This is a genomic window from Desulfocicer niacini (assembly GCF_054657595.1).
In genome coordinates this window covers 99,961-125,348 of record NZ_BAAHYK010000005.1, presented here as the reverse complement: position 1 = coordinate 125,348, position 25,388 = coordinate 99,961, and the positions used below count along the sequence as shown (strand labels likewise).

The window sequence follows — 25,388 nt, the reverse complement described above, 5'->3', positions numbered from 1 at the left end:
AGCCATGTAGGTTTATATGAAAAGGTAGCCTTCAAGTCTACCTCAACAGAGCCCCTCCCCCGATGGGCAATAGGAACCGGACAATCGAGCTGTCTACAGTTCCGGTCCGGGACCATTGACCGTCGGGGGAGGGGCGGCATAATGCCATTTACCATTTTCAATATTCGTTGTGTCCGACAGGACATGCCCGTTATAATGAACTCCCTTACACAGATTCAGGTACCGGAGTTTCCGGAAGATGCGCCTCTTCTTTTTCAAGGCTGTCATTTCGCCGTTTCTGGAACAATCCCGAGGGAACATCCATGATATGAACATCCTGCTGGGGAAATGGAATAACCACATCGTGTTCCCTGAAAAGCCTGTCAATTTCAAATCGCAGCTGACTTTCAGCTGTCACAAAATCATCAATACTGGACCAAAAACGCAATTTAAAATCCAGGGAACTTGAGCCGAAATCAAGGAACAGCACCGTGGGTTTCCGGGGATAGGAGTAAACTTCCTTCACCGATTCCGCGGCCTTCAGTAAGAGGCTCTTCACAAGATCGGTGTCGGACCCGTAGGAGACGCCGACCAGGAGATCCCTCCTGATGTAAGGATCCTGATGACTCCAGTTGGTCACCTTGGCACTGATAAATTCCGAATTGGGAATAATCAGCGAGGCATTGGTATAGGTCTGAACCAGGGTTGAGCGGACATTTATTTTTTTCACCTCCCCCCAGATGTCGGCCACTTCCACCACGTCCCCCACCTGTATGGGGCGTTCAAACAACAAAATCAACCCGCTGATGAAATTGCTGAATATATTCTGAAGCCCAAACCCAAGCCCGATGCTGAGGGCACCAAAGGCAACGGTGAGCGAAGTGGTGTCAAGACCGAAAACATTCAAACTGATGAGAATACCGATGCCCCAGATGATATAAACGGAAATGGTGATAACCGATTCCTTTGCCCCGGTGGACAGTCCGCTCTGCTTTAAAATATGATCGGCCATCAACCGTTTCCACATGCGGGTGAAAAAATAGGTGGCAAGGATCACCAGCAGCCAGTAGGCACAACCGGCAAAGCTTAATTGGAAATTACCCATCACATATTTCCGGTTAAAGTTCTCCCAGATGAAAGGAAAAAACAGATCGCTGATGCCCCAGGAGAAGGCCAGCCCGGTCACAGCAAAGGCAATAATAAAAAAATAAATGCCGTTGGAAAAAATCCAGTACAGGGGCGAAAAAACCCCATGGGTCTGTCGGGACTCGGACACAAATTTATCCTTGAATTTGCGGTCGATGTCCTTCATGGAATAAAACAGCAAACCACAGACACACAAAACCACAATGGAAATCCCCCAGGAGATGTACCACCAGGCGGAAAAATTACCATATCCTGAAATTTCCGCAAAAAGCCCGGAAACCACCACCACCTTTGACCAGATATTTAACAACTTGATGCCCATGGCAGCTGTGGGGATTTTTGTCTTTGCAAAATCTCTCCAGAACAGAAAAACCCCCACCAGCAGCACAAGCTCTGAGGAAATTTTGATGAGCACCAGAAGCGCGCTTTCCAGGGACAGAAAACGGTAAAACAGCAGATACACAAGGGCATACAGTCTCACCCCGAGAACAAAGGCATTTTTCCATTTAAACAGAGCATTGAAAAGTTCATGCCCTTTTTCATTGACGATGAGACGAATGGAATCCGCTGCAATCTTGGTGCAAAGGCAGACAATCAGCAGGGTTTTAAAAAAATTGATAATATCGGGGAAAACCACATAAAAGCTGGTCTTGGACAATGTGATGGTGAGACATATCCAGAAAATATAAAAAAGAGCATCCTCAAACACGATGAGGGGATACCCCGTCCGCCGGGAAATAACATTGGTGTATTCTTCTTTGCTGCGGATCAGTTTTAGACCCTTTCTGAAAAAAAAGCTGATCAGAAAAAAAACCACCAGGATAATCACAGCTCTCAAATTCATCTGTTCCTGGAACTGTATCCATCTCTGGGACACTTGGTCCCGGGTAAACAACGGCCTCACCGTTGAGAAGGAAAGCAGCAGCTCCTTTGCCACAGTGGTGGGGGAAAAGGTTTTTAATTCAATCTCATTGCGCTGGAACAGCTGCCCACCCTTTCGGTCTTTGAGCTCCTTTTTCAAGGTCACCCGAATCTCTTTAAAGGCGATGAGCAGGTCATCTTCAGCCTTTATCTCCGAAGCCACCACATCCAGGAGGGTCAGCAAGACTTTTTTCTGTTTTTCCAGAAGGGTACGATAGGCTTTAAACTTTTTAATATCCGCAGTTCTGTCCATGCCTTCCCTGTCCGTGCTTTCTTTGGACATAGACTCTGCTTCTTTTATCCGCTCATCGATCAACTGGATTTTGTCCTGCACCCCTGAAAGGGTCTGGCGGATTTTTACATCCCGTTCCCCTGCCTTTTGAATCTTTGATTGAATCAGGGTGGTGGCGATATCCACCTCTTCCAGACCTTTTCCAATGACCGAGGTGCTGATATCAGGGACAATGAGAAAATTGCGAAGGGAATTAATCTGGGTCCGGTAAATCTGCTGCTGGGCCATCAGGTCTTCAAAAATTTTCTTTTCCGCCAGCAGTTCTTTTTCAAAGAGACCCAGCCCCTCCCTGGCGGATTCAACGGCCTGCTCAAACTGCACCTGGTTATTTCTATCGTCCACGGATGGCGCAGCCACAGGGGGTTGGGCATACAATAACGATGAGAGACATATTAACCCCACAGTGAACAAGAGAATGGTTTTTCTCATTTTTTATAAATCTCCTTTTGTATCCCCAGCTGTTTCATCTTATTGTAAAGACCCCGGGGATGAATACCCGCCAATTCTGCAGCCTTACCCACCCGTCCCCGGGCCTTTGAGAGCACCCGTTCAAGGTAAATTTTTTCCACCTGCCTTAACACATCTTCCGTCACCTGAGGAAGGGTTTTCCCTTCCCAGGTGCTCACATCAAATTGATATTTATCCCGGGGATGCGGATTTTCTTCCTGTGAAGAGGTCACAGACTCACCGGAAAAAGACAGGGGATAAACACTCCCCCCCCCGGGACGAATCATGCTTTTTTCATTTTCAGAATTCCCCCCTGTCAAAATACCTTCGGGAAGATTCTTGAGGGTAATGATATCACCCCGGCACAGAAGCATGGCACGCTCAATGACGTTCATCAACTCTCTGACATTCCCGGGCCAGGCATACCTGCTCATGACAGCCACCGCGTCATCGGAAATAGCCACCACATCCCGCCCTATCCTCTTGCGGTAATGGGAAATAAAACTGCGGATTAAGGCCGGAATATCTTCTTTTCGACGACTCAGGGGGGGAATGGTCAAAGAAATAACGCTGATGCGGTAAAACAGATCCCGGCGGAACCTTCCTTGCTCAATCTCCTGTTCCAAATCTTTGTTGGTGGCGGCAATGATTCTGACATCCACCCAGGTGGGCTCTTCTCCGCCAATGGGGACAATTTCATACTCCTGGAGCACCCGGAGCAGTTTGGTCTGAAGGTGCAGGGGCATATCCCCGATTTCATCCAGAAAAATGGTGCCGCCATGGGCCAGTTCAAAACTGCCCCGACGGGCACGGATGGCACCGGTGAAGGCTCCCTGTTCGTGGCCGAAGAGCTCACTTTCCAGCAGCTGATCCGGTAATGCTGCGGTGTTTACGGCAACAAAAGGGCCGTTGGAACGGGGTCCTTCTGCGTGGATGGCCTTGGCCAGATGCTCCTTTCCCACGCCGGTTTCACCGAGAATCAGCAGGGTGGTGTCACTGGTAACCACCTGGTGTACCTCTTCCATGAAAATCTGCATCTGCTGGCTGTCCGACACAAAATCACTGATTTTGGGCTTGAGGCGGCCCTTGCGATCATATCGATCCATGAGATTGTACTGCCGGCGGGACTCAATGATAGTTTCCATGACCTCAACAAGCCTGGGGGTGACCATACCGGAATAAAGGACGGAATCCGCCCCCGCTGCCAGCAGAACGGCGTGGTCCTCAGAGGAGTCATTGGCATGCAGGACAATGGTCATGGGATTTTCCGGAAGATTATTTAATATGGAGAGCCCCGATTCCACCGGTTTGGGGATCATGGTATCACTGATGAGAAAGATATCGGCACAACTCCTCACCAGGGATTGCCATGCACTGTTATTGGAACCAAAGCGTTTGATCTGAAGATCGGAGATGGCATCCAGTTTTCCAGCTATTTTTGTTTCCAGTTTTTTATCATTGATGGCCAGCGCCAGTCTGAGCAGCATGTGGTTCTCCTGAAACCCTCAGTGACTAAGCAGTTCGTGATTCAGGCTTTATGTGCTCCAGATGTTTTATATATGGTCTCAAATGGAGAAAAACCTGTCATATGCATGAAAGAAGCGTTGTCATACCATGGCTCCCCCATGAAATCTTCCAGGGAAGCATATCAAGGCCTGCCAAATCATTGTCAAAAATCGGTATTAATTATCCGTATTTTAATTTTCGGTACATAAATTCTTTTTTTTCGTCAACAATTTAAGAAAAAAATTACCGATATTTTTTATTCCGCCCGATTAATATTTTTTTTATCAAATAATATCAGCATTATACACCATTTATATTCAAAATGGCACACCCCTTGCTGTAGATAATGACATACACGGATATGCATAAACAGGCAGATTGCCATGGGGGCGTAAGTCCAGATCAATCATATCTTTAAATAAGTATTTCAACAAGGTGTCGAGGCTTCTTGATCACTGACAGGCATAAGACTTTGACAACAATTTGAAAAAGAGACCAAAAAAAATGAAAAAAGCCAAAACCAGATACATTAAAAACAGCGACGGCAGCAAAAAATCGAGTTTAAAATTCAAGGACACCCTTGATGATGAGTTCTATGAGGATGAAGATACAACAGAATCAAAGAAACGTAAAGATGTGGGCAAACGCCTCCATCGTAAAAAGACCGCTAAAGATGATTTTCTGGATGATGAGCTGAGAAGCAAAAAACAACGCTGAATACAAATGAGCTGATAACGGCATCGGCCTTTTCCGATGAATGGGATGTGTCCCGCAAGAAAAACAACGAATGAATTATATAAGGACTTTAAGAAATGGGAGTTGTCGCATTTAAAAACGTTGCACCCGCGGAAGAGGCGTGGGGCATTGCCTCATCCATTGATATTTATGGTTGCAATCCCGACAAAATCCGGGATGCCGAATATATCAAACAATTTGTCAAAGATCTGTGTGATCTCATAGAAATGAAACGATTCGGAGAAACCCTGGTGGTCCACTTCGGAGAAGATGAAAAAGTGGCGGGTTTTTCCATGGTGCAGCTCATTGAGACATCTCTTATATCTGCCCATTTTGCCAACTTGACCAACACCGTGTATCTGGATGTTTTCAGCTGCAAAGCCTATGACCCGGAAGTGGTAAAAGTTTTTTCCCAGGGATATTTTGAAGGAATTGCGACTCTGTCCAATGTCACCCACCGGAAATAGTGACGTGGGAAAGATTGCCATCATAGAAGATGACGCAACCTGTGAGCGCCTGTGGAAGCGCCTCTATCCCCGGGACAATATTTTTGATCTATGGGAGATCAGAGAAATTTTTGCCCGGCATTTTGGGCGAAAGAACTGCTTTGTGGTTCATTATGCCGGGGAAAAACACAGCACCTGCCCCGGGAAAAATGCGGAGGGCATCAAAACAGATGACATTGATATAAATGACATTAACGGCATGCTGCCCCTGTCATGGGTTGAAGAGAAAAAAGAATTCTCCTTCTTTCCCGGGGAAACCTGGAAGGGGCGGACATGGATGGAGCAAAATAAAATCATTGCCCCGGACATGGCGGTGATGGCGCAACTGCTCCATGGGATTCCCGGTGCTGCCGAGATGCGTTACCTGTGCCCGGACCACCTGAAAAAAACCAGTAAAGCCAGCGGCAAGGATGGAATTGCCCCCATGCCTGGCTTACCCTGGGGTCTGGATATTGATGAAACTGGATATCTCTTTCATGCGAAAAATCATGGTATAAAGGAGGCGCAATACCCCGCTTATCTGGAATTATTTGCCGGGAAATCCAGAAAGAAAATCCTGGCGGAAATTCGTGGCATTGAAAAAAAAGGGATTGATTTTCGATACAATGACCTGGAAGATGTGGAGACCCTGTTCCAGTTTAATCGCAACAATTTCGGAGAAAACGGGTACTTTCATGACCCCCGTTTTTTAAACGCCTTCAGGGAACTTGCCCACATGCTGCACCGGGAAAACATGCTGCGGGTGGTGACCGTACTGGTGGACAATGAAGTGACCGCCGTGGATATGGCAGCGGTGTGGAACCACACCTGCTCATTTCTGGCAGGGGGAACCTCCAAAGCCGTTCCGGGCATTGCAAAGCTGATCAACCTTCATCACATCCAATGGGCCTGCGCCCATGAAGATCGGCTGGGAAACATGCCCCTGGAGGACATACATACCCTTGATTTTCTATGTGGCGATTTCGGATGGAAAGAACGGTTTCACCTCTCTTGCCGCCCATTGTATAAAATAACCACCACGGGCCTATAGCCTTTGGGACCGAACGAATCGGATCTGGTGCCCGCTGGTTAGGTCCACATTTTCATACACAAACATACCCGAAAAAGGATGCGGACATGCATCTCCGTCATAAAACCGCTGTGGTGGGAACCACCTCGGACTACATTGATCTTTTAGGAAAGAAATTACCCGGCAAACTGCTGTTCATCACCGGAACATCCATTCGGAAAAAGGCACGGGAAAAAGCACCCGCCCCCGACGAAGAGGTATTGTGTGATCTTTCCTGCCCGGATACGGTGATTTATAACGTAAAGGCCCACCTGCAGACCCATGGCATTGAACTCAATGGTATCTCATGCTTTGACTGTGAATCCATGGCACTTGCCGCCCGCATGGCCGCATCTTTCAATCTTTCTTATCACAGCCTTAAAACCATTGAGGCCTGCCGGGATAAATCCATCACCCGTCGTCTGTGGACCCGAAACGATGTGGAGACCCCCTGGGCCCAGCGGATCGGGTCCGCTCCGGCGGCAATGGATTTCTTCAAAGAAATGGGAACACCCTGCGTGCTCAAGCCCATAGACGGAAGTGGCAGCGAACGCGTATATCGCTGTGACACTGCCACGGCCTGTGAAACCGCATACCACACCGTCTGCCAGGGACAGGACCATCAGGACGTCATCATAGAAACCTTTGTGGAGGGCAATGAGTACAGCTGTGATTTTTTCATGGACAACCAGGGGGCGCATCCCATCCGGTTCACCCGGAAAATCCATTCCCCCATACCGGTTTTCGGCACCATCATGGCCTACGAGCTGGTGGATTTTCCCAGGGGCAATGTCTCACCAAAAAACCTTGAGCGCCTGTTGATGAACGCGGCCCGGGCCCTGGGTATCAAAAGAGGCATCTGCATGCTGGATTTCATTGTCACGGAAACCGGTGCCTCCCTGCTGGAGATGACCCCACGACCCGGCGGAGACTGCCTGCCCTGGCTCATTGAAAAAGGAATGAATCTTGATATCTTGTCTTTGAATATCAGCATGAGCGCCCAGCCGGAGTTTAAATTCCAACCATCCCGACGATTCGCCCCTATGGTGGGCCTTCGAATCCACGCTCACCGGGCCGGAATCCTTAAGGACATTGACACCTCCCGTCTCATGGCAGACAGCCGGGTACAGGATGTGTACATCAAACACAAACCGGGCCATGTGATTCAACTGCCACCGGAGGATTATGATTCATGGAATCTGGGACATATTCTGTTCAAACCCTCAACCCTTTTATCCTGTGAAACCCAGAGCCTTCAGCTGTTATCGCTCTTGAATATCGACATCAACCATGGCAAGGAGCATGTGGCACCTTCCAAAACAGAACAAAGATCACACGACCATGCAGATTGAAGAGACACTGAAGCCCGACACCGTGACACCAGCCGGGGATGAGATGCTTTCCTTTGTGGAGACCTGTTTTAGTAAGGGCAGGCAGTTTATAGCCACCATGGGCAGACATCTGACCCCCTGTTATGTATTTGAACCCGGGATCATCACCGCCCGGGCCACCACCTTTAAAAGGGCCTTTCAGAATCACCTGCCGGACACGGGCTTCTATTATGCCATGAAGAGCAACAACTTTCCCGATGTGTCCCGGACGGTGCTGAAAAGTGGGTTCGGCCTTGATGTATCAAGTGGTGAAGAGCTGGCCCTGGCCCTGGACATAGGAGCCACCGACATCGTCTTCAGCGGGCCAGGCAAAACAGAGGCAGAGCTGGATCTGGCTGTGAGCCACAGCCAGCAGGTGGTGGTTCTCATGGACAGCATAACCGAACTTAAGCGCCTTGAAGACCGGGCAGCCCGGCAGAATACCACAATTCGCACCGGTGTGCGCCTCACCACGGAACCCACAGGATTATGGAAAAAATTCGGCATTCTTTTAAGGGATTTAAATGCATTCATCCAGGCCGCAAAAAACTGCCCGCACATCCGTTTCCAGGGACTTCAGTTTCACTCCAGCTGGAACATGAATCCGAAAAAACAGGTGGCTTTCATCAAAGAATTGGGAGAAACCCTTGGAACGCTTACGGCCCCGGATCTCAACCTCATTGCGTTTATCGATATCGGCGGAGGCTACTGGCCGGAACAGGGCGAATGGGTGCTTTTACAGCCGGACATGGAAAAGCGAAGAAATGGAACGGTGATGGAAATTAACCCATCCACCCCCATTGACATCTTTGCCCGGGAGCTCAGCCTGGCAATCTGTGAACATATCCATAACCGCCTGGACTGCCGTATCTGCTTTGAACCCGGGCGCTGGATATGCAATGACGCCATGCACATTATCATCAAGGTCATGGACAAAAAATATGAGGATCTGGTGATCACCGACGCCGGTACCAGTGCCGTGGGGTGGGAACGCTTTGAAATTGACTATTTCCCGGTACTTAATCTCACCCGCCCAGCCATGACCGAAAAGGAATGCCTGATCCTTGGATCGCTTTGTACCCCCCATGATGTATGGGGATACCGCTACTTTGGAAAGGAAATAAAAGAGGGAGATATTCTCATGATTCCCACCCAGGGGGCTTACACATACAGCCTGCGTCAGGAATTCATCAAGGCCGTTCCCCCGGTGCTGTCTTTTCCTTGAGTAAGCGTGATGCTCCTGAATGAAGTCCCTCAATGGCGATGAAAGCCTAATAAGACAAATCAGAGGTATCAATCCACCTTTGCAGCAGCACAGGTCCGCTGCAAATCATGGAAGGCTTCAGGCGCCATTTGGTGTCAAGCACTATACCGCCCATCACCACAGAGACAAGGGAATCCGATGAGACCACAATGACCATGATTTTTTCATGTTTTGCAGTGAACCGAAGCGCAGAATTAAACCGGGCCCCCCGGGCTCTGTTTTCAGTTGCCACATAATCGCCGTCCAGCAGACAGGCAAATTTGTGCAATTTCAAGTCCATCCCTATATGCAGGGCACCATCCACCCTGGCAAGAGATTTGGCCAGTTCCAGATTTTCATAATCTTCAAGTTCAAGGGGATTTACCACCGAATTACCCGGCATAAAAATGGGGGACTCATTCAGGTCAACAACAATGCTGCAGCCATGCCGCTGACTGGCTGCACTATGAACAATCCCGGAAATAATTTTAAATAAAGTGGACACATCTTCAGGATTCATGTCAGAGTCCAGCAACACCTCTTCAACCTGCACAAGCTTTGCTTTACGGGTGGTTGACTTAAAACAGCCGTCTGAAAAAGAACACACCTTCTTTTCATTGAGTTTTAAAAATCCATACCGACCTTTAAAATCGGCCATGATGGAAAAATCAGGATTGTCTTCGTTGATGATGCCGATGATATTTTTTTCATCTGCCACCAGTCTCCGGTCTGAGTTTTGAACGGCCTGGAGGAGTTTTCTAATATGCTTAACATTCTCCAAAAGGGGTTGTTCTGCCTTGGGAAACTTTGCAAGAAAGTTCATTTTACCAAGGGAGTGCTTTTCCGCAAAAAGCAATTTACCCTTTGGCCATGCCCCTTCTTCAGGGGTTCTGGATATTTTAAGTACCGCTTCCAGAATCGGGTATACCCGGACCCGGGTGTCCCATCCGAGCAGCACATTCATCTCATCCACCAGATAATCCCTCACCGCATGGGTGGCATATTCTTTGAGGAAACCACCTGAAATGCCGGTGTACAGCTCTTCTTCATTGGCGATATCATGGGAGACCCGCCACACAGCCTGTTCCAGCCACCTTTCAGTGGGGCCGATGGAGCACATGTCCGGATGGTGTTCGGTAAACCACATTTGATAAACCACAGAACTTGAGCATCCGCCACAGGAAATCAGTCCTGCCAGTTCCAGGTTCTTTTCCGGAACCAGATTGCTGAATTTTTTTTTATCATAGCAAAGGTTGATTCTTCTACGCCATGCATCCACATCAAGATACAGCTCTTTGATTTTTGGCTCATGACCGGCAAGAAGATTTTGCGGATCATAAATGTATATGGGATCTTCGGGTTTAATGGCGTAAATCACGGCTGTGCGGCTGGGCCCGGAAAAATGGGTCAGGCCTTCCCTCAACCCTTCCATGCTTTCGCGGATACAGCTGCAATTAAAGGCATATTCATCCATAGGCAGTGTCTCTCCGGTTATTTGATGTTTAAGTTGGTCTTCAACGATTGTTAACAGGACCTCGTCAATCAAACGTTCGGGGCTTGGTTACAATTTCATTGATATCTATTGGAGTTTGACTTTATAAAAATAAAGAGTCCTTGCCAACACCTATTACTTGATGAGCAATTTTTTTTACCCTCGACACAACTTCCTGACTTGACTTGTTTCAAAGAAGTCAGGGCACAATAAAGTCCAAAAATTGTGGCACCGGCATTAACAAAGGAACGGGAAAAACAGGAATACTGAAACCATGACACTGTATATTGCTCTCAAATCAGCGATTATGACACTCTTTCTCGCCGGGGCGTTTTACCTCTTTAAAACCAAAGTAAAACGACTTTATCTCATCATGCAATCCATGGACGGAAAAGGTCCAGGTCTGCCAGATCCCATACGACAGCGAATGGAGGTTGTGTTTAAGGATATACTGGGCCAGAGCAATGTACGGCGCAAAAAAATAACGGGCTGGACCCACACCGTTATCCTTAATCTCAAAACCAATTTATTCCAATGGTCCCAGCCCATTTTGGACGGCAATAAAGATGAGATCGAACCCCTTGCGGGGAAAACCTCGGGCATCACGCCTGATGTCCTGTGGGTCTGCACCACCTGCCGTGCCTACGAAGATATAAATATCTGGCCCAGATGATGCTCATGCACCCTGTTGAGCCCCTTAATGAATGCAAGCCCAAACGCATACTCACGGCTTGCCCCCACACTTACAATATTTTGAAAAACGAATACCCGGAATTTGGTGCCACTTTCCGGTGGCGCATCATTCCCAATTCCTGATGGAACTGTTCAAGCAGAACAAATTAATCCTGGATGACAGAGCCCTTGGTACCATCACCTTCCATGACTCCTGCTATCTTGGTCGATGGAACAAAATCTTTGATGAACCAAGACAGCTCATCACCCGGATGAACCAGGGCCAGCCAACCATTGAGATGAAACGCTCAAAAGGCAACGGTTTCTGCTGCGGTGCCGGTGGTGCACGAATGTTCATGGAGGAGACATTGGGCAGCCATATGAATGTGAACCGTGCAAAAGAGATCACGGACACCGGAGCGCAAATGGTGGCATCTGCTTCCCCCTACTGCATCACCATGCTCCAGTACGGTCTTAAAGAATGTAACAGCAATATAGTTGTCCATGATCTTGCGAAGCTGCTGCGCAAAGTACAACCCACAACTTTTCCTTGAAATATGGGCCTAAACACCATAGGCTACTGGAGATGATATCTAATCTGGAAGTATCCAGTCTTTGAATTTCATTCCAAAAGCTCAGAACGCAGGCAAATACAAGCCATTGAATTTGCTTTAAAATTATAAAAAATGTGCACAGATTCTGGTTTCTATGTACAAAGAGATGTTTTCTTTTATTCATTTTCAATGGCTACGCATTATCAACCATTAAGGAGGAAAAATGAATAAGAGTAAACAGGTCCACAAAGCGGTTCATTCACTGAAAAACGACCTGGACAAAAAAAAATTGACCCGTCGAGAATTTATTCGATATGCTTCGCTTTTAGGCGTTTCCGCTGCTGCGGCATCCCAGATGGCCGGCATTCTGTTGTATCCGGCAGCCAAGGCAGAGGCCTCCACCATAAAACGTGGCGGCATTATACGTATTGCATCTCCGGTTCAAAAAATATCACATCCATCCAACATCTCATGGATTTCCCCCACCAACCAATTGAGAAACATAGCAGAGTATCTGACCTACACAGATGCCCAGAATGTGACGCACCCCTATCTGCTGGAAAACTGGCACGTCAGTGATGACATCAAAATCTGGACATTGAATCTGCGAAAAGGCATTAAATTTAATAACGGAGACGATTTTACAGCAGACGATGTTATTTTCACCTTTCAACAGTGGTTTGACAAGGATGTCGGCTCATCAATGCTGGCATTGATGAGTGGATATCTGGATCTTTCCGGCATAGAAAAAATAAATGATCACCAGATTAAATTGCACCTGAAAACACCTGAAATTGCGGTGCCCGAGCATTTATTTCATTATCCTGCAATGATTTTAAACCACCGGACCTTTCAAGGAGATTTCATCAAAGCCCCCCACGGCACAGGGCCATACACGCTGGAAGAATATGTTGAAGGAGAACGATGTGTCATCAAACGCCGCGATGACTATTGGAAAAAAGGTGCTGATGGACAGCTTTTACCCTATCTGGACAAGGTGGAATTCCTGGACATGGGCGGTGAAATGGCCCCCATGATATCCGCCATCAGCTCCGGGGACATTGACATGATTGACTTTGGGGATCTGGGGGCCACAGAAGCCTTCCGGGCGTTAAAGGATGATCCCAACGTCAATATCTACCCCATTGCCACCAACCAGACCCGGGTTGTAAGAATGCGGGTGGATATGAAACCATGGTCCGACAATCGCGTCCGTCAAGCATTAAAGCTGTGCCAGCATCGGGAAAAAATACTGTCCCTGGCCTTTTTTGGTGAAGGCTTACTGGGCCAGGATATCCATGTGTCTCCCAAACACCCCGAATACGCCCCTATTAAAACCCCGGAATACAACCCGGAGCGGGCTAAAGCACTTTTAAAAGAGGCCGGATACCCCGATGGATTGACGGTGAATATTGCCGTTGGTAACGGGTGGAATGAAATTGTACGATACGCAGAAATTCTCAAACAGGACGCGGCTCCGGCAGGCTTCAACATCGCCATCAAATCCATGCCCAACAACCAGTATTGGGAAAAATGGACTGAAGTTGATCTTGGTATCACTGTGTGGAGCCATCGCCCGTTGGGAACCATGGTACTGAACCTGGCCTATACCGCAGATGAAAACGGAAAACCTGTGGCATGGAACGAAACCAGATGGGTCGACAAAGAATTTTCAACTTTGTTAAAAAAGGCCAACGGCACCGTTGACATTGAGAAACGGCGGAAAATCTTTGCTCAATTGGAGCAGATTCAGCAGGAACGGGGCTCCATCTGTAATGCCTTTTGGATTAATACCTGGTTTATAACCGGGAAAAAAATTGAAGGTGTCCAGGCGCATCCCAGTGGATACTGCAAAATAGAAGACATGTGGATCAACAATCAGGGTGGAGCGGCATAAGCGTCTTAATCTGGTTTTCTATCCAGGCATTGTACGTCTCTGTGCCAGCCACCTCCAGTCCACAGGTCTCCAGAATGGGGCTAATGGACTCATGGGTACGTCTTGCATCCTCAATATCAAGGGAATTGTGTGCCACACCGGCAAGGCCCTTTTTCGGTGGAACGATACTGGTGATGACATTTGCACCGGCATCCAGACGAGCCTTTAATCCATCCAGGCCATCCACATCCAGGGAGGCCGGGATCAATCGGTCAGGAAACAAAAGGCGCATAACGGCAATAATCATCCGTTCCTTGAGATTGTCACTGGGGGGCACCTCCGCCATGGGGGTTCCCTCCTGGGGAACAAAGGTCATGACCCGGACCTGATGGGCATCTAAGTCCGCCATCATCTCCATTGATGTGGCCAGATCATCCACGGATTCGCCCACACCGGTGAGAAGGCCTTCTTCAATGAGCATTCCACGCTTCAGGGCCGTGCGCTTTGCTGCCATTCTTTCATCAAAATCCTGTCCGGATCGCAGGCGGCTGTAAAGGGGTCTACTGTGGGTCTCCTGGTAACAGGCATACCAAGTGACACCGGCATCCGCAAGCATTTCAAGGGCATGATCGGGCATCACTCCCGGAGAAATCATAATCGGCAATCCGGTTTCCTGATGCACCTTACGGCAGATATCGGAAAGGCGTTCAAAGCCCTTGTCCCCATCGGCGAACAACTGTGGATCTTCTCCCATTGTCAGATCAATGAGATGCACACCTGTGTTGGCCATCTCCCGTGCCGCTGACAGAATTTCGGATTCATTTTTGCGATACCGGGCAAGGAGACGATTGGCTTGTCTGTATTGACAGAAGCGGCAATCATTGCGGCAAAATGTACTGAAATAAAGAAATCCATACAAAAAAATCTTGTTGCCAAAATGCTTTTCACGAACCTCCCGAGCAGTTTTAAACAGCCGTTCAATATCTTCGGTGTGGGTAAGGCTGAGTAAAGATTTGATTTGATTTCTGTCGGCCCGGCCACCGTTGGCCAGATGATGTAAAAGTTCCGGCAAATAAAAAACAGTTGGCTCTGTGTGCATGATTTCCTCCACGGGTACACTTTGAATAAAAAAAATCAGGCTTTTCCAGAGTCTTCCGCTGAAAAAGCCTGACGATAACCCCACAACTTTTAACCCATAACTTAGAACTGAAATTGTAGCTTCAAATATATTTTGTGCAAAAAAGCACTGATATTCATGAGTGGTAACTTATCATTTAATATCCTGGTACTTGTGGCACCCCGAAACAGCAGATGCCCTAAAAAACTTCATCAGCTCTCAATGGCACCAGAGCGAACGCCTTTCAGATAATTCCCACAGAACTGGTCATTTCCGATGAGCATGTCAGCGGTCTTGATGGTGGCCATAATCTTGGCATCCAGGGGATCAATAATAGCTGAATCCATACCGGCATCCATCATCAGAGCCACAAAGGTTCTGTTGATGATCTTTCGCTGGGGAAGTCCATAGGAAATATTGGACAAACCACCGGTGATGTGAACCTCGGGATATTTAGCCTTGATTGCCCGTGTGGCGTTCAAAATCATCATACCCTTATTGCTGTCGGTGCTGATGGGCTGTACCAGGGGATCAATATAGATGGCGTTGGTGGGAATGCCAATTTTATTGAGTTCTTCCACCAAGGTGGTGGCCCGGGCAAGAATATCATCGGCAGAGACAGGCATGCCGGAATCGTCCATGCAAAGAGCAATAACCTTGCACTCTTTACCTTCAAGGAAAGGCATCATGGCATCAAAACGATCTTTCTCCAGGCTAATGGAGTTGATCATGGGGGTCTTTTCAACCATCTGGAAGGCCATCTCCAGTACGGCGGGGTCAGGACTGTCTAATGCCAGGGGGACCGTGGCAATGGGCTGAATGGTATCTAACAGCCACTTCATGTCTTCGGTTTCATGACCGATGCGGGCACCAGCATTAACGTCGATAAAGTTGGCACCGGCTTCCTGCTGTTTCTTAACGTCGTTGATGATATATTCTGCATCCCGCTCTGCCACGGCAGCCTGGACCAGTTTTCTGGACGTGTTAATTCTCTCTCCGATTACTTCAAACATCAAAAAATCTCCTTATAACTGCCACGGGCAAACCTTATTTTAATCCGAGCCTGCCCGCAACAAAACTTGAAAGACATGTGGCACGCACCTTGGTCTTTCATATAAAAAAAATTATGCGGCGAATGCTTTTGCCATTTTGGAAGCAGAACCTGCATCCGGAGCAAAACCATCTGCACCAATCTCCTCACAGAATGCCTGGGTTACAGGGGCACCACCGATCATGATTTTTACCTGATCCCGCAGCCCGCTTTCAACAATGGCGTCAACGGTTTTTTTCATCATGGGCATGGTGGTGGTCAGAAGGGCGGAAAGGCATACGATCTGAGCATTTTTCTTTTTGATTTCAGCCACGAAATCTTCAGGAGCAATATCCACACCCAGGTTATGAACGGTCATGCCAGCGCTTTCCATCATCATGCCAACCAGGTTCTTTCCGATGTCATGGAGATCTCCTTTAACGGTACCGATGATCACGCTGGCACCGGCATCGCCTTCACCTTCTCCAAGAAGGGGTTTCAGGGTAGCCACGCAGCTTCCCATGGCCTGGGCTGCCATCAATACTTCGGGAATGAACATGTCACCGTTTTCCATTTTTTCCCCAACAATATCCATACCGGCGATAAGGCCCTTGTTCAGGATATCCGTTGCGGGAACCTTTTCTTCGATGGCTGCATTTACCAGCTGGGTCACTTTATCTGTATCACAGGCTACCAGTGCTTCAATCATTGCATTAAAATCTACCATTTTTCTCTCCTTAAATCTGTTTTGTTTGAGGTACCTCTAGTCTGGTGCCCTCTTTGATTTTCATCATTAAGTTAAAACATAAAATTTATTTTGATAAAATCAATGCATATTTTGTGCCACAAAATAAATTTCCTTGTTGTTTACGCCGACTATCATCTCTATAATAAAATCTTGCAAAAAAACAATCCCCTAATTCTTCGAAACATCCTGACGTGATGAAAATTCATTACGCATAGAAAGAAGGGCTTGATCACAGCATCTGCCACGATAACCCACCAATGACATGGCGATGTGGGTTATATTGTGCTAAAATCTAAAAAATTAAACACCTTTCACAACATCTTGGGCAATTTTATTTCACATCACATCCATATTCCATATATAGGCTCAAAAATGTCGATTGTATAGGCCAGGGCTGATTTTAACTTTGGAGAAAGGTTAAATTTATAAAAAAATTTTAATATATTCAACAATGTTGAAAAATTATCAGACACAGTCATAAAAAAATTTTAATATTTCTCCATGATCCACCGAGGTGGTAAAGAATCATTGCTCTTTATCCGTCATCAACATGGAGCCTTGATGGCGTTTAAAAAGAGTTGAGGAATATTTTTCAAGTTTCCAGTCAGGCACCCCGCATTTGGGACAGACCCGGCTGAACCATTTATTGCGCAACCAGCGTGCAGCCCGGCTGTTCAAAGAATTACTGATCATAAATTCTTTGTTGCAATGGGTGACAACACGGGCCATATCTCCTGTTATTACCACGGAACGAATCCCATGGAGTTGCCCGGTTCGAGAGGGCCACAACTTGATCTTGTTGATCAGGCTGAAAAGAGGTACACGCTTTCTGTAAAAACGTTTTTTTATGGCCTTTGACGGCTTTCCCGTTGTCATTTTTTTCAATACCCCCTTCCCGTAAACAAATGCTTGCCTGATTTTTCGGAATTCATATACGCTGATTCCGCCTAATGTTCAAGGAAAAATCTGTTTCGCCCATGCCTGACCCCGTCGCCCCCCAACGATGACAAGTGAGCCAAGTTATGACCAAGCCCAAAATAGTTGGCGTGCTATAGATGCAGAAAAATAGTCACGATTTATAGAGGTGTAACTGCCCATGTTGACACTTAAAAAGTAAAAAAATATTATGAACTGTTTCACTCTATTGCTGACCAGCACCATTATGCTCGAACCAGAAACGAATCGAACCATATCAAAAAAAACAATAAAAACAAATAATTACAATCAAGGCCCAAAAACAGTTCACCACAACATCCTGAAATAAAAAAGAAAACCCACGCAAAAGGAAATTTATAGAACCAAAATCAAATCAAAATTTTTCGGAGAAGAACAAGGAACCATCGGGGAAACTTGGCTTGCACCCTTTGTTGCCCCCTGCTTCTATGGGTCAAGAGTTAGAACTGCATTGGGAGCAGGCGGAAAAAGGCATGTTGGCGGAGAGCCCGGGAGTCGCACCCGGCTGCATGGATTTAGAGTCCATGTGATCACATCCGATCCACCCTCCGCTGTTTGAAAAAATATTTAACATGTCTGTACAGTAAATACAATCTTTTGTTTTAACCCCGGCATTGACGCACCGACCATAATTGACGGAGCCAACAGGGCAGGCTTTTGTTATTGATCCAGAACCACATTATCGTTGCCATGAAAAACCAAAAAACGTGACTGCTTGGCTCGGCCAATAATGGTCATATTTAAATCCCGAGCCAACTCCAGGGCCATGTAGGTTACACCGGATCTGGAAATCAACACCGGTATTCCCATCTGGGCTGCCTTAATAACAATTTCCGAAGTGACACGCCCCGTGGTATAAAGCATCTTGTCATGGCCTGAAATATTGTTGAGCCACATGCGACCGGAAATGGCATCCGTTGCATTGTGACGTCCCACCTCTTCTATGAAGATAAGGACCTTCTCTTTTTGACAAAGCGCACAGGCATGCACCGAACCTGCCTGGCGGTACACTTCATTTTTTCTGGCAAGCCCTTTTAAAAGATTATACACATCACTTTGATACACCTTTACCCGGGGAAGTTCAAGCTCATAGAGTTTATCCAGGCTGCAGCTGAAAAGTGTTCCCTGGCCACAGCCACTAGTGACAATCCGCGAGGACAGCTTGTTTTCAATGTCCAGGATGGCATTTCTGCCCATGGTGATAACTTCTGCTGTTTCATGGGTCCAGTCCACCATGACTTCGGCGATATCCTCAAGATCTGCCATGAGTTTCTGATTTCTCAGGTAGCCCAGGGCCAGTTCCTCGGGATTGGTACCAATGGTCATCAATGTGACGATCTCCTTACCATCCACCTTTATGGTCAGAGGATATTCACTGGCAACCCCCACCTTTTTTAACTCCCCGGTGTGGTCCATCACCTTTATGGTACGGGTGGGATTTAAACCGGCATTACTCATTTTTATTTTCATTCAAAAACTCTTTTCCGCCAATGGCCTTGGTGCGTCATCCCTGTCTATTTTTCATGCCGTCCCCATGGGCAAACCGTCCATGTCAAACAAAGGCGGGGAGAAATGCTCCAGCACGCAGGGGGGGGGTAGGGAATCGGCAATGTTTATTTGAGCGTTTAATTTAATAAAGAATAACCACTATCCACCCATCTGTGAATGTTTATTTTTTTATTTTTTTGGATGACCATCGGTGGGGCATTCCCATTTTCCAGTTCCACACTTAATCAGAAAGAGGTCAGGCTTGCGTTATTAGCGCTTTTATTGAAATTTATCTTTAAACACAGGCTCTTGACAAAATCACAATAACACAAGCCTGACCCCATTGGCCTCGCCAGCTATGGCAAACAAACCATATTGCAACCAAACCAGAAAAATGGGAATGCGCCCGAGACTACATCTTCAAAGCAAAAGGAGAAAAAATGCACTGGAAAAACCTGAATATTGGGAAACAAATTGCAACGGGATTCGGGATCGTAATTGTTTTCTTATTTTTACTGGGAATTTTATCTTTTACCGGTGTTGCCGGTATTGTGGAAAATGTCGAAGTGATTTACGGAAACATTCTAAACGCTGAGTTTGCCCAGAAAGAGGTGGATCATCGGACTGGGCTGCAGAACTCAATGAATTGCTCACCGATGTGAACGTCACGAAACTTACGGTTCAGACAGACCACAAACAATGTGGTCTGGAAAAATGGCTGTACAGCGATACAACGCTTAAGACAGGGGCATCCGATTCCATCCTCGGGGGGATACAACAAATTAAAGCCCCCTGTAAAGGCATTTTTACCAGTCTTGTTATATGTATAATCATGTGATAACACTAAATTTAGAATAGGTATAAAAAAGTAATTTCTGGACTTGGTCATACAATACCCAAGATTGATCCAGGTTGTGATCAAGCCCCAATTTCCTTTCAGTAAACCTTTCATAGTCAGGTTGAGACAAACATGCCATCAAACCCATTGAGCATAAAAACAGATCACCATAATTTCCCCCATGGATTTGCATGGAGTACGGTAATTATTTTTTTTATCATAATTGCCATGACCTCCCCTCTGAAGGCGGAAACCAGTATTTTGTTTCTGGGTGACTCCCTCACCGCCGGATACGGGGTTGAACAGGAGCAGGCCTACCCCTCCCTGCTCGGCCCCTTGATCGCCGCCGGGGGATACCCCGATGTAAAGCTCATCAACGCAGGCATCAGCGGTTCCACAACGGCCAGCGCCCTTTCCCGGCTTAAATGGTATAAACGGACCCGGCCAGACATCCTGTTCCTGGCACTGGGGGCCAATGACGGCCTGCGGGGACTTTCTCTCTCCGCCATGGAAAAACATCTGGACGCTACCATAAGGATGGCGCTGGACCAGGGCATGACCGTTATCCTAGCCGGCATGGAAATCCCCCCCAATTACGGCCCGGCGTACACCCGGCAGTTCAGACAGGTGTTCGTCACCCTTGCTGAAAAATATTCCATTATCCTGATGCCTTTTCTGTTAAAGGGTGTGGCTGGACGGAGCCAGTACAACCAGGCCGACGGTATTCATCCCACTGCTGCGGGCCACAGAATCATTGCCGCCAATGTCCTTCCCTATATCGTCAAGGAGTTAAAGGGTCTTGATATCCCATCGTCCAGCCATGATAATTGATGGGCTTGATCACAATAAAAGTCATTTATAAATCACTTAAAAAGGCACCAGCGTAACCCCATGAAAAACAAAGCAATCCTCACTGTCTCCCATATTAGAAAATCCTATCCCCAGGCCGGTGCCGCGCCCCTAACAGTTATATTTGATACCAACTTTGAAATTTACCCGGGCGAAACGGTTGCCGTCACCGGTCAGTCCGGCAGTGGCAAAAGCACCCTCATGGCCCTTCTGGCAGGCCTTGACAGCCCGGACACCGGAAGCATCGTACTCAACGGCCGGGATATCAACACCATGAACGAAGACCTTCTGTCCCGGTTCCGGGCAGAACACATCGGCATTATTTTTCAGCAGTTTCACCTGATGCCCCATCTCACGGCAACAGAGAACATCATGCTGCCCCTGGAAATTTTGAAATACAAAAAAAAAGAGATCCAGGATCGAACAAGGCAGGTACTGGAACAGGTAAATTTAACCCATCGGCAAAATCACCTGCCCTCCCAGCTCAGTGGCGGAGAATGCCAGCGAGTGGCCATTGCCCGAGCGCTGGTGGTGAAACCGGCCCTGCTTCTGGCAGATGAACCCACGGGGAATCTGGACTCCGACACCGGAGAACAGGTTGCGGATCTGCTCTTTGATCTGGTGACCGCTTCGGGCATGACCCTTATGGTGGTCACCCACAACAAAACCCTTGCCGGGCGATGCCAGAGAAGCCTTGAACTGAGAAAGGGGCAACTGCAATGAACCTGTGGATGCGCTTGGCCGGAAAAGAACTGCTGAGAAACCGACGGTTTTCCCTTTTTTTTATCATCAACCTCTCCATCGGACTGGTTGGATTCATTTCTCTCAATGCCTTTAACCACTCCATGGAGACCCATTTAAAAAACAATTTAAAGGAAATTCTCACGGCGGATATGGCCGTTTATTCCTCAAGACCTCTCACCCCGACGGAAGAAAATATCATTGACACCGTTCTCGGCCCCCAACGCCGCACCGCCCGGCAGATCACTTTTTTCAGCATGATTTCGGGTAACGGGACTTCCCGCCTGGCCCGTATTGTGGCCATTGACAACGCCTTTCCCCTTTACGGAAGCATCCAGTTTGAAGACCGTCTGCCCGTATTAAATACCCAAAATTCGTCCAGCCCCGGGCATGCGGCTCTCAACGGACCCAACCCCACGGCCTGGATCAGTCGGGATCTGGCCATGGCACTCAATGTGAAAAAGGGCGATCTTCTTGGCATCGGTGCCCAGAAGTTTCAACTGGATGGTATTATCACCGCCACACCCACCGGGGCTGTTACCTCTCTGGAACTGGCCCCGGTGATTCACATCGGCATTTCCCGATTAAAAGAGACAAAACTTCTGGGCTTTGGCAGCCGTATCCGTTACACCCGTTATGACCGGCTGCCTTGGGGAACAGATATCCCAAAGACCACTAAAACCCTTCGTAAATCCCTTTTGCCCCTGTTTGAGGGAGAACCCCAGATAAATGTCTACAACAGTGAAGATGTGAATCGAAATCTGGGCCGGGTGTTTGGATACTTCACCGGGTATCTGGGACTTGTGGCCATTGTGGCATTATTCCTTGCCGGTATCGGAACTGCCTATCTGTTTCGGGGATATCTAAATGAACGCCTCAGGGAAATCGCCATTCTCATGAGTCTTGGTGCCGGTCGTGTGCAGACCTATGGACTGTTGCTATGCCAGGTGATGCTGCTGGGTCTTGGTGCCACCCTGCTGTCCGTGGCCCTGTCCTTTGTGGTGCTGCCGCTGTTCCCCGAAGTCATGAAGGGCCTGATTCCCCCGAATTTCAAGACAGTTATAAATACTGGAAGCCTTGGGCTGGCCGTCTTTATGGGCACCCTTGGCAGTGTTATTTTCTGCCTGCCCGTGTTTGTGCGTATTCATAAATTAAAACCCCTGGTATTGCTCCAGGGAATTTCACCCTTTCAGAGGGCATCCAGTGACACCCAAACCCCAAAAAAATGGGGACTTTTTACCCCCCCCACAAAACACCAATACCTCCTGTTCATCAGTTTTATGCCCGGAGGCATGGCCTTCTGGGCCATGGCCATGGCCCAGACCCGTTCCCTTGAACGGGGCACCCTTTTTCTGGCGGGATTTATTGCCGTGTTCGGCATCATGGCCCTCATCGGTCGGGGACTTCTGAGCCTTGCCGGACGATTTTCGCGCACCTCCAGGATCTTGCCTGGAATCGCCCTGAGAAACCTTTTCCGCCACAAGCATGCATCCATATCCTGTTTTATCACCATTGCCATGGGGGCCTTTCTCATCAATGTCATTCCCCAGGTGAAAAACGGTATCCTGGATGAAATCCGTCAGCCCCGGGGACTCCAGGTACCCGGTTTTTTTCTCTTTGACATTCAACCCGAACAGCTTGCGCCACTGGAAAGTTTTCTTAAGGCAAGACAGCTTGAACTCACCAATGCCTCCCCCCTGGTACAGGGTCGCATTAACACTGTGAACGGTGGGGGATTTTACGAAGGAATGAAAGATAGAAAAAATACATTTTTAAGTAAATTTCAACAAAAAAAAGCACCAGAAACTGACAGTGGAGGACCCCGGGGAACCTTTCACAGAAAAAATTTCACCTTTTCCTGGCGAGAAAAACTGGATGCATCGGAAACCATGGTTAAAGGAAAGCCTTTAAGCACCACCCCCTGGGATTTTGAAAGCAGCCAGCCCTTTGAGGTTTCCCTGGAAGAGGGCTTTGCCCGGCGATTTCACCTTGAAATCGGCGATATCATGGGCTTTGATGTCCAGGGGATTGCACTTGAAGGCCGGGTGGTAAACCTTCGCAAAGTTCGCTGGAACAGTTTTCAACCCAATTTTTTCATTCTCTTCCAGAGAGGCGTGCTTGACGATGCTCCCCGGACCTTTCTGGCATCCATTCCCCAGATGGCAGCGGCGGAGAAAATGCCCCTGCAAAATGCCATCATAGGTAAATTTCCCAACATTTCCGTACTGGATGTCAATCAGACCGTGGCCCAACTCATGGACATCACCCAGCGTCTGACCCTTTCCATCAATTTCATGGCATGGCTGGCCATACTGGCCGGTCTCGTGGTTCTTTATTCCATTGTACGTCATGAAACCCGGACCCGGGCCTGGGAGATCAATTTATTAAAGGTGTTGGGGGCGGGGAGCTCTGATATCAGGCAGATCATTGTGCTTGAATTCGGTGTGTTGAGTACCACGGCAGCCCTATTCGGCATTATTTTAAGCCTTGGGGTCTCCTACGGTATTTCCTGGTTTTTATTTGAGAAACTGTGGGCTTTCCATCCAGGCTACATACTGTTTTCCCTGGGAGCCATCTCTTTTATCTCCATGGCTACTGCCCTCATGGCCACGGGTCGGGTAATCCGCCAGAAACCGGTGGCTCTTTTGAGGGCCACATAACCATGGGGTGGCAAAACAAATCCCTGCCCTGTGGCACATATTTCTGTCTTTTGAGGACTATATAACCATGGCATGCCCCCATGGTTAACCAAGCCTGACACCGGAAAAATGGGAATGTGCCCAACCGGCCAGCCAACAAAAAGTTGAACATCAAGTGACAGGCATCAGACCGCCTTGTGCATAAAAGACAGGAACTGACTTTCCAGATAACGCACAGTCTCGGCAAATCCCCGTTTAAACTGCTCAGTCTGGGCATTGGTAAAATCAGCGAAAGCCACAAGATCAAAGGACTTCAGAAGATTGAGTTGTCCAAGCATCCCGTCCTCAATGGTCTGGATCAATAGCGGGAATTGATGATTATCCTTCCCTGCTGTGCCCATGTCGCAAATCCGTTGACCAAAGGCATCATTCTTATCTTTCCCCCTTTTTAGCAGGTCCTGGGTCATCAAGGTAAACATGGCATCCATTTTATTGCTCTTAATCAAAGTAGGACTGTGAAAAAAGGAAAAATCTTTTTCAACCATCACTTTTGCCGTATTAAGCAGACGAACCTTTTCAAACCAGTTCAGGGTGTATGCCAGGTAATCCTCCCGGGTCCAGTTTTTCCCTTCCCAGATGTGTGCCCGAATAATTTTATTCATGCTTTCCAGGCAATCTGCCTGATTTTGAAAATCATAGTTGCCCAGCAATGCCCCGGATTGAAAAAGATCCCCACCGGGCCGGATGGCATGTTCGGAAATCTCCGCACACAAAATTCTCATTTCCTTTCCGGGTCTTGCAATGAGAAGTTTATAAGAAGGGGCACCCTCCGGCACACGATGCAGTTCATCCGCCGTGTCTGGGGGAATCAGTTTATCTGCCAGTGACGGTGGAAGAAATGCCGCCGATAGATGGGGACTCAGATCCGCAATGGCCAGTGCTTTTTCAAAAACGGGGATATCAGAATCATCCAGAGAACCCATGGGGATAAGTTTTCCCGGTTCCAGATCCGGCCCAAAGAGCTTTAACGTGGCTTCAAGGGCCGCCTGCCAATGGGCACTTCTGGGATCTTTCCCCTTTTTCAGCCACTTATTTACTTTTTTTTTCATCGGATTTTTCCCCATGAGCCTAATTCTCCCTGATTCCTTTAATTAGATAAATATCTTGAATCCAAGTCTGACCCCATTGGCCCGCCAA

The 25,388-nt window shown here is 47.7% G+C and carries 21 protein-coding genes; 12 read left to right on the top strand and 9 right to left on the bottom strand.

The window, feature by feature from the left end:
* Positions 1-205 precede the first annotated feature (205 nt).
* Together ACYQ2M_RS03960 and ACYQ2M_RS03955 are read right to left on the bottom strand one after the other, a co-directional pair.
* Entirely contained in the window at positions 206-2,767 is a 2,562-nt protein-coding gene (locus ACYQ2M_RS03960) for a mechanosensitive ion channel family protein (RefSeq protein ID WP_459915020.1), read from the bottom strand.
* Entirely contained in the window at positions 2,764-4,272 is a 1,509-nt protein-coding gene (locus ACYQ2M_RS03955) for a sigma-54 interaction domain-containing protein (protein WP_459915019.1), read from the bottom strand. Before ACYQ2M_RS03955 ends, ACYQ2M_RS03960 begins: the two co-directional genes overlap by 4 nt.
* A gap of 523 nt (positions 4,273-4,795) precedes the next feature.
* Here ACYQ2M_RS03955 and ACYQ2M_RS03950 point away from each other — a divergent pair.
* From ACYQ2M_RS03950 to ACYQ2M_RS03930, 5 genes are all read left to right on the top strand, one after another.
* Positions 4,796-5,008: a hypothetical protein gene (locus tag ACYQ2M_RS03950; protein ID WP_459915018.1), complete on the top strand. Its 213-nt coding sequence runs from the start codon at positions 4,796-4,798 to the stop codon at positions 5,006-5,008.
* Between the two features lie 95 nt (positions 5,009-5,103).
* Entirely contained in the window at positions 5,104-5,493 is a 390-nt protein-coding gene (gene speD, locus ACYQ2M_RS03945; RefSeq protein ID WP_459915017.1) for an S-adenosylmethionine decarboxylase, read from the top strand.
* Complete coding sequence (locus ACYQ2M_RS03940) at positions 5,474-6,562, top strand: GNAT family N-acetyltransferase (RefSeq protein ID WP_459915016.1); 1,089 nt, start codon at positions 5,474-5,476, stop codon at positions 6,560-6,562. The genes speD and ACYQ2M_RS03940 overlap by 20 nt, the downstream gene beginning before the upstream one ends.
* 86 nt (positions 6,563-6,648) lie before the next feature.
* Complete coding sequence (locus ACYQ2M_RS03935; protein ID WP_459915015.1) at positions 6,649-7,932, top strand: ATP-grasp domain-containing protein; 1,284 nt, start codon at positions 6,649-6,651, stop codon at positions 7,930-7,932.
* Entirely contained in the window at positions 7,883-9,175 is a 1,293-nt protein-coding gene (locus ACYQ2M_RS03930) for a diaminopimelate decarboxylase family protein (RefSeq protein WP_459915014.1), read from the top strand. Before ACYQ2M_RS03935 ends, ACYQ2M_RS03930 begins: the two co-directional genes overlap by 50 nt.
* 46 nt (positions 9,176-9,221) lie before the next feature.
* Here the strand turns inward: ACYQ2M_RS03930 and ACYQ2M_RS03925 are convergent, their stop codons facing one another.
* Positions 9,222-10,667 (bottom strand): diadenylate cyclase, encoded by a 1,446-nt coding sequence (locus ACYQ2M_RS03925; protein ID WP_459915013.1) that lies wholly within the window; start codon positions 10,665-10,667, stop codon positions 9,222-9,224.
* Between the two features lie 292 nt (positions 10,668-10,959).
* On the opposite strand from ACYQ2M_RS03925, the gene ACYQ2M_RS03920 reads away from it, so the two are divergent.
* The 3 genes from ACYQ2M_RS03920 to ACYQ2M_RS03910 all read left to right on the top strand — a co-directional run bounded on the left by ACYQ2M_RS03920 (position 10,960) and on the right by ACYQ2M_RS03910 (position 13,808).
* Positions 10,960-11,358: a hypothetical protein gene (locus ACYQ2M_RS03920; protein ID WP_459915012.1), complete on the top strand. Its 399-nt coding sequence runs from the start codon at positions 10,960-10,962 to the stop codon at positions 11,356-11,358.
* A 118-nt stretch (positions 11,359-11,476) separates the two neighbouring features.
* Positions 11,477-11,911 (top strand): (Fe-S)-binding protein, encoded by a 435-nt coding sequence (locus ACYQ2M_RS03915; RefSeq protein ID WP_459915011.1) that lies wholly within the window; start codon positions 11,477-11,479, stop codon positions 11,909-11,911.
* Positions 11,912-12,134: 223 nt separating this feature from the next.
* Positions 12,135-13,808 carry an ABC transporter substrate-binding protein gene (locus ACYQ2M_RS03910; RefSeq protein ID WP_459915010.1) on the top strand — a complete coding sequence of 558 codons (1,674 nt, stop codon included), beginning with the start codon at positions 12,135-12,137 and terminating at the stop codon, positions 13,806-13,808.
* Here the strand turns inward: ACYQ2M_RS03910 and pylB are convergent.
* From pylB to ACYQ2M_RS03885, 5 genes are all read right to left on the bottom strand, one after another.
* Entirely contained in the window at positions 13,783-14,886 is a 1,104-nt protein-coding gene (gene pylB, locus ACYQ2M_RS03905) for a methylornithine synthase PylB (RefSeq protein ID WP_459915009.1), read from the bottom strand. The genes ACYQ2M_RS03910 and pylB overlap by 26 nt on opposite strands.
* Positions 14,887-15,116: 230 nt before the next feature.
* On the bottom strand, positions 15,117-15,917 hold the full coding sequence (locus ACYQ2M_RS03900) for a dihydropteroate synthase (protein WP_459915008.1): 801 nt from the start codon (positions 15,915-15,917) through the stop codon (positions 15,117-15,119).
* 111 nt (positions 15,918-16,028) lie between these two features.
* Positions 16,029-16,661, bottom strand: a complete 633-nt coding sequence (locus tag ACYQ2M_RS03895) for a cobalamin B12-binding domain-containing protein (protein ID WP_459915007.1) — start codon at positions 16,659-16,661, stop codon at positions 16,029-16,031.
* A gap of 546 nt (positions 16,662-17,207) precedes the next feature.
* Positions 17,208-17,558: a pyrrolysine--tRNA(Pyl) ligase small subunit gene (pylSn, locus tag ACYQ2M_RS03890; RefSeq protein ID WP_459915056.1), complete on the bottom strand. Its 351-nt coding sequence runs from the start codon at positions 17,556-17,558 to the stop codon at positions 17,208-17,210.
* A 738-nt stretch (positions 17,559-18,296) separates the two neighbouring features.
* A complete protein-coding gene (locus ACYQ2M_RS03885; protein ID WP_459915006.1) occupies positions 18,297-19,106 on the bottom strand; it encodes a formate dehydrogenase accessory sulfurtransferase FdhD in 810 nt (269 codons plus the stop codon).
* A 458-nt stretch (positions 19,107-19,564) separates the two neighbouring features.
* On the opposite strand from ACYQ2M_RS03885, the gene ACYQ2M_RS03880 reads away from it, so the two are divergent.
* The 4 genes from ACYQ2M_RS03880 (at position 19,565) to ACYQ2M_RS03865 (ending at position 24,212) form a co-directional block, all read left to right on the top strand.
* Positions 19,565-19,786, top strand: a complete 222-nt coding sequence (locus ACYQ2M_RS03880; RefSeq protein WP_459915005.1) for an MCP four helix bundle domain-containing protein — start codon at positions 19,565-19,567, stop codon at positions 19,784-19,786.
* 308 nt (positions 19,787-20,094) lie between these two features.
* Positions 20,095-20,793, top strand: coding sequence for an arylesterase (locus ACYQ2M_RS03875; protein ID WP_459915004.1), 699 nt, complete (start codon positions 20,095-20,097; stop codon positions 20,791-20,793).
* A gap of 60 nt (positions 20,794-20,853) precedes the next feature.
* Positions 20,854-21,534: an ABC transporter ATP-binding protein gene (locus tag ACYQ2M_RS03870; protein ID WP_459915003.1), complete on the top strand. Its 681-nt coding sequence runs from the start codon at positions 20,854-20,856 to the stop codon at positions 21,532-21,534.
* Positions 21,531-24,212: an ABC transporter permease gene (locus tag ACYQ2M_RS03865; protein ID WP_459915002.1), complete on the top strand. Its 2,682-nt coding sequence runs from the start codon at positions 21,531-21,533 to the stop codon at positions 24,210-24,212. The genes ACYQ2M_RS03870 and ACYQ2M_RS03865 overlap by 4 nt, the downstream gene beginning before the upstream one ends.
* A 164-nt stretch (positions 24,213-24,376) precedes the next feature.
* On the opposite strand, the gene ACYQ2M_RS03860 is transcribed toward ACYQ2M_RS03865, so the two are convergent.
* Positions 24,377-25,300, bottom strand: a complete 924-nt coding sequence (locus ACYQ2M_RS03860) for a hypothetical protein (RefSeq protein WP_459915001.1) — start codon at positions 25,298-25,300, stop codon at positions 24,377-24,379.
* Positions 25,301-25,388: the final 88 nt, after the last annotated feature.

Coding starts and splice junctions, on each gene's coding strand:
- ACYQ2M_RS03920 (WP_459915012.1), top strand. CDS start 10,960: ATGACACTGTATATTGCTCTCAAATCAGCGATTATGACACTCTTTCTC.
- pylB (WP_459915009.1), bottom strand. CDS start 14,886: ATGCACACAGAGCCAACTGTTTTTTATTTGCCGGAACTTTTACATCAT.
- ACYQ2M_RS03950 (WP_459915018.1), top strand. CDS start 4,796: ATGAAAAAAGCCAAAACCAGATACATTAAAAACAGCGACGGCAGCAAA.
- ACYQ2M_RS03895 (WP_459915007.1), bottom strand. CDS start 16,661: ATGGTAGATTTTAATGCAATGATTGAAGCACTGGTAGCCTGTGATACA.
- ACYQ2M_RS03925 (WP_459915013.1), bottom strand. CDS start 10,667: ATGGATGAATATGCCTTTAATTGCAGCTGTATCCGCGAAAGCATGGAA.
- ACYQ2M_RS03860 (WP_459915001.1), bottom strand. CDS start 25,300: ATGAAAAAAAAAGTAAATAAGTGGCTGAAAAAGGGGAAAGATCCCAGA.
- ACYQ2M_RS03930 (WP_459915014.1), top strand. CDS start 7,883: ATGTGGCACCTTCCAAAACAGAACAAAGATCACACGACCATGCAGATT.
- ACYQ2M_RS03885 (WP_459915006.1), bottom strand. CDS start 19,106: ATGAAAATAAAAATGAGTAATGCCGGTTTAAATCCCACCCGTACCATA.
- ACYQ2M_RS03940 (WP_459915016.1), top strand. CDS start 5,474: ATGTCACCCACCGGAAATAGTGACGTGGGAAAGATTGCCATCATAGAA.
- pylSn (WP_459915056.1), bottom strand. CDS start 17,558: ATGACAACGGGAAAGCCGTCAAAGGCCATAAAAAAACGTTTTTACAGA.
- ACYQ2M_RS03875 (WP_459915004.1), top strand. CDS start 20,095: ATGCCATCAAACCCATTGAGCATAAAAACAGATCACCATAATTTCCCC.
- ACYQ2M_RS03960 (WP_459915020.1), bottom strand. CDS start 2,767: ATGAGAAAAACCATTCTCTTGTTCACTGTGGGGTTAATATGTCTCTCA.
- ACYQ2M_RS03935 (WP_459915015.1), top strand. CDS start 6,649: ATGCATCTCCGTCATAAAACCGCTGTGGTGGGAACCACCTCGGACTAC.
- ACYQ2M_RS03900 (WP_459915008.1), bottom strand. CDS start 15,917: ATGTTTGAAGTAATCGGAGAGAGAATTAACACGTCCAGAAAACTGGTC.
- ACYQ2M_RS03880 (WP_459915005.1), top strand. CDS start 19,565: ATGCACTGGAAAAACCTGAATATTGGGAAACAAATTGCAACGGGATTC.
- ACYQ2M_RS03865 (WP_459915002.1), top strand. CDS start 21,531: ATGAACCTGTGGATGCGCTTGGCCGGAAAAGAACTGCTGAGAAACCGA.
- ACYQ2M_RS03910 (WP_459915010.1), top strand. CDS start 12,135: ATGAATAAGAGTAAACAGGTCCACAAAGCGGTTCATTCACTGAAAAAC.
- speD (WP_459915017.1), top strand. CDS start 5,104: ATGGGAGTTGTCGCATTTAAAAACGTTGCACCCGCGGAAGAGGCGTGG.
- ACYQ2M_RS03870 (WP_459915003.1), top strand. CDS start 20,854: ATGAAAAACAAAGCAATCCTCACTGTCTCCCATATTAGAAAATCCTAT.
- ACYQ2M_RS03955 (WP_459915019.1), bottom strand. CDS start 4,272: ATGCTGCTCAGACTGGCGCTGGCCATCAATGATAAAAAACTGGAAACA.